Here is a 5,735-nt window from a genome sequence, read left to right as displayed (position 1 = left end):
GAATATATATATTAATAAGAATATTCATATGAATGAAATTTTTTTTATACATAATACAATTATTATATATAATCAATTTTATGAAAGGAGAAGCAATGAGTAGTCCTTTTGATATACTTGTTTACTTGGATGAAAGTCTGGTAAAAAATCTAGCATCATTAGTTCTGACAGGATACATAGAAACAATAACACTTACACAGGCTTTTGACAGAACATTAAAGGCTGGAACCAGAGAGACAGACAGAAGGGAAAATTCCAGCCAGGGAAGCATTACAAAAATTGAGCATGAAGGATTTAAAGATAAAAATGAACTAGATTCCTGCAATAATTTTGAACATCATCAATTGAATAATGATGTGGATGCAATACAATGTGTAAAAGAAGAACGAAAAATACAGACAACATATACATCATTTGTTTTAAATGGAAATCTTATGGACTACTTGAATCAAAATAATGAACTTGTTCATAAAGATGTAGATGATATTGAAAATGATAATATAGATTCTGGAGATTTAATAGAAGTTGAAGGAACAATAACCAATTCAAGTATATTATGTTATATAGATTGTCTCATAAACCTTATAGATATATTCGGTGCTGATTATTTAGATAAATTGATGGAAAATTCTGAATGTAAAATGAATTTTACTATGTTTAAAAAAATGCTTACTCACATTAATGGTCTTTTAAACTGCAATAATACTATTGATTTATTAATGAATGTAGGAAATGGAACTGCTGTGCTCACAGTAAATAAAGATAATTTTATGAATAGTCAATGTAATATTTTTGATAAGATAAATTGTCATTGTAAGGTTATAGGAAAAGTTATAAAGACATGTGCTGATGAAAATGACAGTATAAGTCTTTTGAGAAAGACTGGACAGGAAAATTTTTATGAAAAGTTTTTTGAAAAAGCAGAACCTTTATTGGAGTGTCTTAGAAAAAATGATTTTTTTGTTCCAGAATGTCCAGATTTAAGAATAAATGAAAAAGCAGTACAGATTATGCCTATAAACATATATATGTGATTATCTTTAAAGAAATATATTAAGTTATGAATGGAAAATTTTGAAATATAGTTTTAATAATAATTCATTTTATAAAATATATTCAAAATTAAAGAATATACAATTGGGAATAAAGAAATTTTGTGTAAATTTCTTTATTTAATTATTGTTTTTATTTATTTCTAGAGTATATACCAATTATTTTTTATATTTCAAGATTTGAGTTATATATGAGGATTTTTCATATTAGTATAAGTCTCAAAAAATAATCAATATATAGTACGTCAAGGATAGATGTGTATACTATATGTTGATTTTAACTATATAGATTTACAATTATGAAATATCCACATTTGATATAGTTGTAATGAGTATTTAATCTTGCAACATATATTATGCAGTTTTATTGTTAAAACAGATGAATATAAGTGAATTATAAATAAAAATAGATGTAAGAAAATTATAAAAAAATAGATGAAATGAAAAAAACTATTGTATTTTATGGAAAAACACTTGTATATGTATAAAATACATGATAATATATATTACAGGTAGAATATGTTATATATATATTTAAATTGTCGACATGGAAAATATATATTGCTTATATCCAATACATTTTTGAGGTGAGTTAAATGAAGTTTAGAAGTACTAGGGGCTTGGAAAAGGAAATAGCTTCAGCCAAAGCCATAATCAATGGAATTTCAAAAGATGGAGGATTATATGTTCCAGATGAATTTCCAAAGGTTTATGATGAACTAAAGAAAAATACAAAAATAAAGTATGAAGACTTGGCATTCAAAGTAATCAATGAGTATTTTACAGATATTGATGATGCAGAATTAATGGGGGCAATTAATGATGCATACAATGGAAGATTTGATGTAAAAGTTGAGAAAAATTTCTTAGAGTTGTATCATGGACCAACTTGTGCATTTAAAGATGCAGCATTACTATTTTTGCCTCAAATAATGAAAAGAGCAAAGAAAATTTGTGATGTAAAGGAAGATATAACAATTCTTACTGCAACTTCTGGAGATACAGGAAAAGCTGCCCTTGAAGGTTTTGCAAAGATAGATGGATTTAAAGTTGTTGTGTACTATCCAAAGAATGGAGTAAGTCCAATTCAAGAAAGACAAATGGTAAGTCAGGAAGGCGACAATGTCAAGGTTATCGGAATAAAGGGGAATTTCGATGATGCTCAGACAGGGGTTAAAGAAATCTTTGGAGATCAGAAGTTTAGAGATGAATTAGTTAAAAAAGGATATGTTTTATCATCTGCTAATTCAATCAACATAGGAAGACTTGTACCACAAATAGTATATTATTTCTATGGATATTTTAATTTAGTAAATCAAGGGGTAATTAAATTAGACGATCCTATAAATGTTGTTGTTCCAACAGGAAATTTTGGAAACATATTAGCTGGATATTATGCTAAACAGATGGGATTGCCAATAGATAGATTTATATGTGCATCAAATGAAAATAAAGTATTGACTGATTTCTTTGAAACTGGTGTATATGACAAGAAGAGAGAACTTGTATTAACTGAATCACCTTCTATGGATATATTGGTTTCATCAAATCTTGAAAGACTGTTATATGAAGCATGTGGAAGAGATAGCAGTGTAGTTGCTGATTTAATGAAACAGTTAAATACAAAAGGCGTATATGAAGTAAATGATAAAATAAAAGAATTCATAAAGATTTTTTATGGAAATTATGCTACAACTGAAGAAGTGTATGCCGCAATAAAAGAAGTATATGAAAAAGAAAATTATGTTATGGATACACATACAGCAGTTGCATATGTAGTAAAAGAAAAATACATAAAGGAAACTAATGACAATAAACCAGCATTAGTTGTATCAACAGCTAGTCCATTCAAATTCCCAAGAAGCATATGTAATGCATTGAATATTGATGTAGAAGGAATTAATGATTTTGAAGTTCTAAAGAAATTATCAGAATCTACTAAAAATGAAATTCCTAAAAATTTAGCATGTTTAGAAAATGCACCAATATTGCATGATGAGGTTTGGGACAAGACTCAGATGAGAGATGCATTATTATCTTTTCTTAAATAGATAGGGGTAAAAGTTATGATTAAGGTAAGAGTGCCAGCAACATCAGCTAATATGGGACCTGGTTTTGATTCATTAGGTATTGGGCTAACACTATATAATGAATTTGGATTTAAAGAAATAGAAAGTGGTTTAAAATTCAATGGGATACCAGAAGAATTTTGTAATGAAGAAAATATAATTTATGTGGCAATGAAACATTGCTTTGACAAAGCGGGCTATAAAATTAAAGGATTAGAAATAAGTGAACTTACTCAAGATGTTCCTATATCAAGAGGTCTTGGAAGCAGCTCCACATGTATAGTTGGGGGACTAGTTGGAGCTAATGAAATCATGGGAGGAAGATTTTCTGATGATGAACTTCTGGATATGGCTGTGGAAATAGAAGGTCATCCAGATAATGTTGCACCAGCCTTATTAGGGGGAATGGTTGTTGCAATAACTGAAGAAAATAAAACATTCTATGATAAAGTAAATGTAAAAGATGGATTAAAGTTCATTGCAGTAGTACCTAATTTCAGATTATCGACTGAAAAGGCAAGAAGTGTACTGCCAAAAGAGATTGCTTTGAAAGATGGAGTTTATAATGTTTCAAGAGCAGCTCTTATGGTTGCAAGCTTTACAAGTGGAAAGTTTGAACTTATAAAACATGCATGTAAAGATGCCTTTCATCAAAATTACAGGAGTAAGTTGATTCCTGGTTTTGAAAAGGTGTATAATAAGAGCTATGAATTGGGAGCTTTAGGATGTTACCTTAGTGGAGCAGGGCCTACAATCATGGTTGTTATCGACGAAAAGGATGAGCGCTTTAGCAATAAGCTTAAACAATTTTTAAGTCAAGAAAATTTACAATGGGATATATTAGAATTATCTTTAGATAGTGAAGGGGCGACCATTATAAAGGGTGATTACTAATGAGTGGAAATTACTTGGTTATAGATAAGAGGGTTCTGCCTGATGTTTATGAAAAAGTTCTTTTTGCTAAAAAACTATTAAAGGATGGAAAAGTTAAAGAAGTAACAGAAGCAGTTAAAATTGCGGGAATAAGCAGGAGTGTATATTATAAGTATAGAGATTATGTATTTGAATTTTCTGAAACGTCAGAGGGGAGAAAAGTCACTTACAATATCATTTTAAAAAATGAAAAGGGAGTACTGTCTGCTATAAGTAATTATATTGCTGAACAGGGAGGAGACATCTTAACAATAAATCAAGGTATTCCTCTCAATGGATATGCAAATTTAAGCATAACAATTGATTTATCATGTGTAGATGGTGATATTAAGACGCTGACTGATGGATTAAGCAATCTTAAGAATATTGAAAAGGTTGAATTCATAGGAATGGAATAGTGGGATTTTTTCCCACTATTTTTGTTTTAATATTTTTTGTTCTAAAATAATATTTACATAATATATAATAAGTGAGGAGTTTCTTAAATAAAAAAATGAAAATTTAGAAGGAAATTCATGTTAATTATAGAAATTATAATATATGATAAAAGCTTTACACAGATAATGATAACGTTATCAAAAGGGGGAGTTTTATGGGAAAAAAATACTTAATGTTTATTGGTGAAAATGGCTTTACTGATGAGGATAACAATTTTTATATGGTTGGTGTTATTTTTGAAGAGAACTATTGTAATGGGGAAAACAACAGTTTATATTCTTTAAGGAGAATTATTGAAGAGAGTAATTTACCTTTTTCAGCAGGAGAAAGAAATGATGATTTTTATAATAGCTGTATTTTAAAGAATGAATGGTATAATATTTTAAAAAGGTTAGATTTTAGTGTTCTTGTTAGTAAAATAAAAAATGAAAATAATGATGAAAATTACAAAATCAGTGATAAATATTCAATTGCTTTCAATAAACTTTTGAAAAAATATTATTGTTATGTAGAAGATAATTGTGCAGAAAATGCAGGTATTGTTGCAGAATCAGTAAGAAAAGCAGATTGGAATGAAAAAATCCAAAAGTTTTTTGAACTTTATATGAAACGTGATGAGCTTATAAAAGAAGAGAATAAATGCAGCTATATAATTAATAAATTTATAACTGCACAAATCAATGATCAAAAATATGGTTATGGATTTAATGTTGCAAATGTTGTGAAAAATTTTATAAAGCATTATCATGAAAGAAAGAATAACAAATCAGAATATAAGTATGGTGACAGGATAAATGAAAAGGTAATGAATGTAATACGTGAAAAAATGTTCACAGGAGAAATTGCAGTTGATATATCAAGAAAAAATTCCGTTAAAAAGTCAAAAGAATTAATAAAACTTGAAAACAGAATAAAATTGCTTCAAGAAGAAAACTTATATAAAGAGAGAAGTATAAATAGTAAGAATCTGCAAATAAATGAACTTTTAGATGAGATAAATGTATTGAATCAACAGCTTGATGATATAATGCTAAATAAAAATACTAATATAGTTTTTGAAATTCTTTCAGATGTTGATGTTAAAATTAAAAATATAGCAGAATCTTAATATTTTAAATTATAAGTATATATAAATAATAATCAAAGAAGTCTTGTAAAGATTATTTGATTCTATAGGAAATTATATTTTCGAACAATCTGTGGATAACTTTTGAAGGGGGCAGAAACACACAGTCTGCGAAGC

Annotated in this window: 5 protein-coding genes; all 5 read left to right on the top strand. The window is 27.9% G+C overall.

Going from position 1 to position 5,735, the window contains the following annotated elements:
* Positions 1 to 95: 95 nt before the first annotated feature.
* The 5 genes from Q0F58_RS16725 (at position 96) to Q0F58_RS16705 (ending at position 5,600) form a co-directional block, all read left to right on the top strand.
* Positions 96 to 1,034, top strand: a complete 939-nt coding sequence (locus Q0F58_RS16725; protein ID WP_294379004.1) for a hypothetical protein — start codon at positions 96 to 98, stop codon at positions 1,032 to 1,034.
* A 614-nt stretch (positions 1,035 to 1,648) separates the two neighbouring features.
* Complete coding sequence (gene thrC, locus Q0F58_RS16720; protein WP_294379003.1) at positions 1,649 to 3,103, top strand: threonine synthase; 1,455 nt, start codon at positions 1,649 to 1,651, stop codon at positions 3,101 to 3,103.
* A 15-nt stretch (positions 3,104 to 3,118) separates the two neighbouring features.
* Positions 3,119 to 4,015, top strand: a complete 897-nt coding sequence (thrB, locus tag Q0F58_RS16715; protein ID WP_294379002.1) for a homoserine kinase — start codon at positions 3,119 to 3,121, stop codon at positions 4,013 to 4,015.
* Positions 4,015 to 4,452 carry an ACT domain-containing protein gene (locus tag Q0F58_RS16710; protein WP_294379001.1) on the top strand — a complete coding sequence of 146 codons (438 nt, stop codon included), beginning with the start codon at positions 4,015 to 4,017 and terminating at the stop codon, positions 4,450 to 4,452. The genes thrB and Q0F58_RS16710 overlap by 1 nt, the downstream gene beginning before the upstream one ends.
* Before the next feature lie 194 nt (positions 4,453 to 4,646).
* Positions 4,647 to 5,600: a hypothetical protein gene (locus Q0F58_RS16705; protein ID WP_294379000.1), complete on the top strand. Its 954-nt coding sequence runs from the start codon at positions 4,647 to 4,649 to the stop codon at positions 5,598 to 5,600.
* Positions 5,601 to 5,735: the final 135 nt, after the last annotated feature.

Origin of the sequence: uncultured Clostridium sp. (assembly GCF_934754915.1) — a bacterium.
GTDB lineage: Bacteria > Bacillota > Clostridia > Clostridiales > Clostridiaceae > Clostridium.
The sequence above is the reverse complement of the archived record's forward strand: the minus strand, read 5'-3'. Positions and strand labels throughout refer to the sequence as shown.

Bases quoted from the DNA above. Each gene is read 5' to 3' on its own strand.
- Q0F58_RS16725 (WP_294379004.1), top strand. From the start codon at position 96: ATGAGTAGTCCTTTTGATATACTTGTTTACTTGGATGAAAGTCTGGTA.
- thrC (WP_294379003.1), top strand. From the start codon at position 1,649: ATGAAGTTTAGAAGTACTAGGGGCTTGGAAAAGGAAATAGCTTCAGCC.
- thrB (WP_294379002.1), top strand. From the start codon at position 3,119: ATGATTAAGGTAAGAGTGCCAGCAACATCAGCTAATATGGGACCTGGT.
- Q0F58_RS16710 (WP_294379001.1), top strand. From the start codon at position 4,015: ATGAGTGGAAATTACTTGGTTATAGATAAGAGGGTTCTGCCTGATGTT.
- Q0F58_RS16705 (WP_294379000.1), top strand. From the start codon at position 4,647: ATGGGAAAAAAATACTTAATGTTTATTGGTGAAAATGGCTTTACTGAT.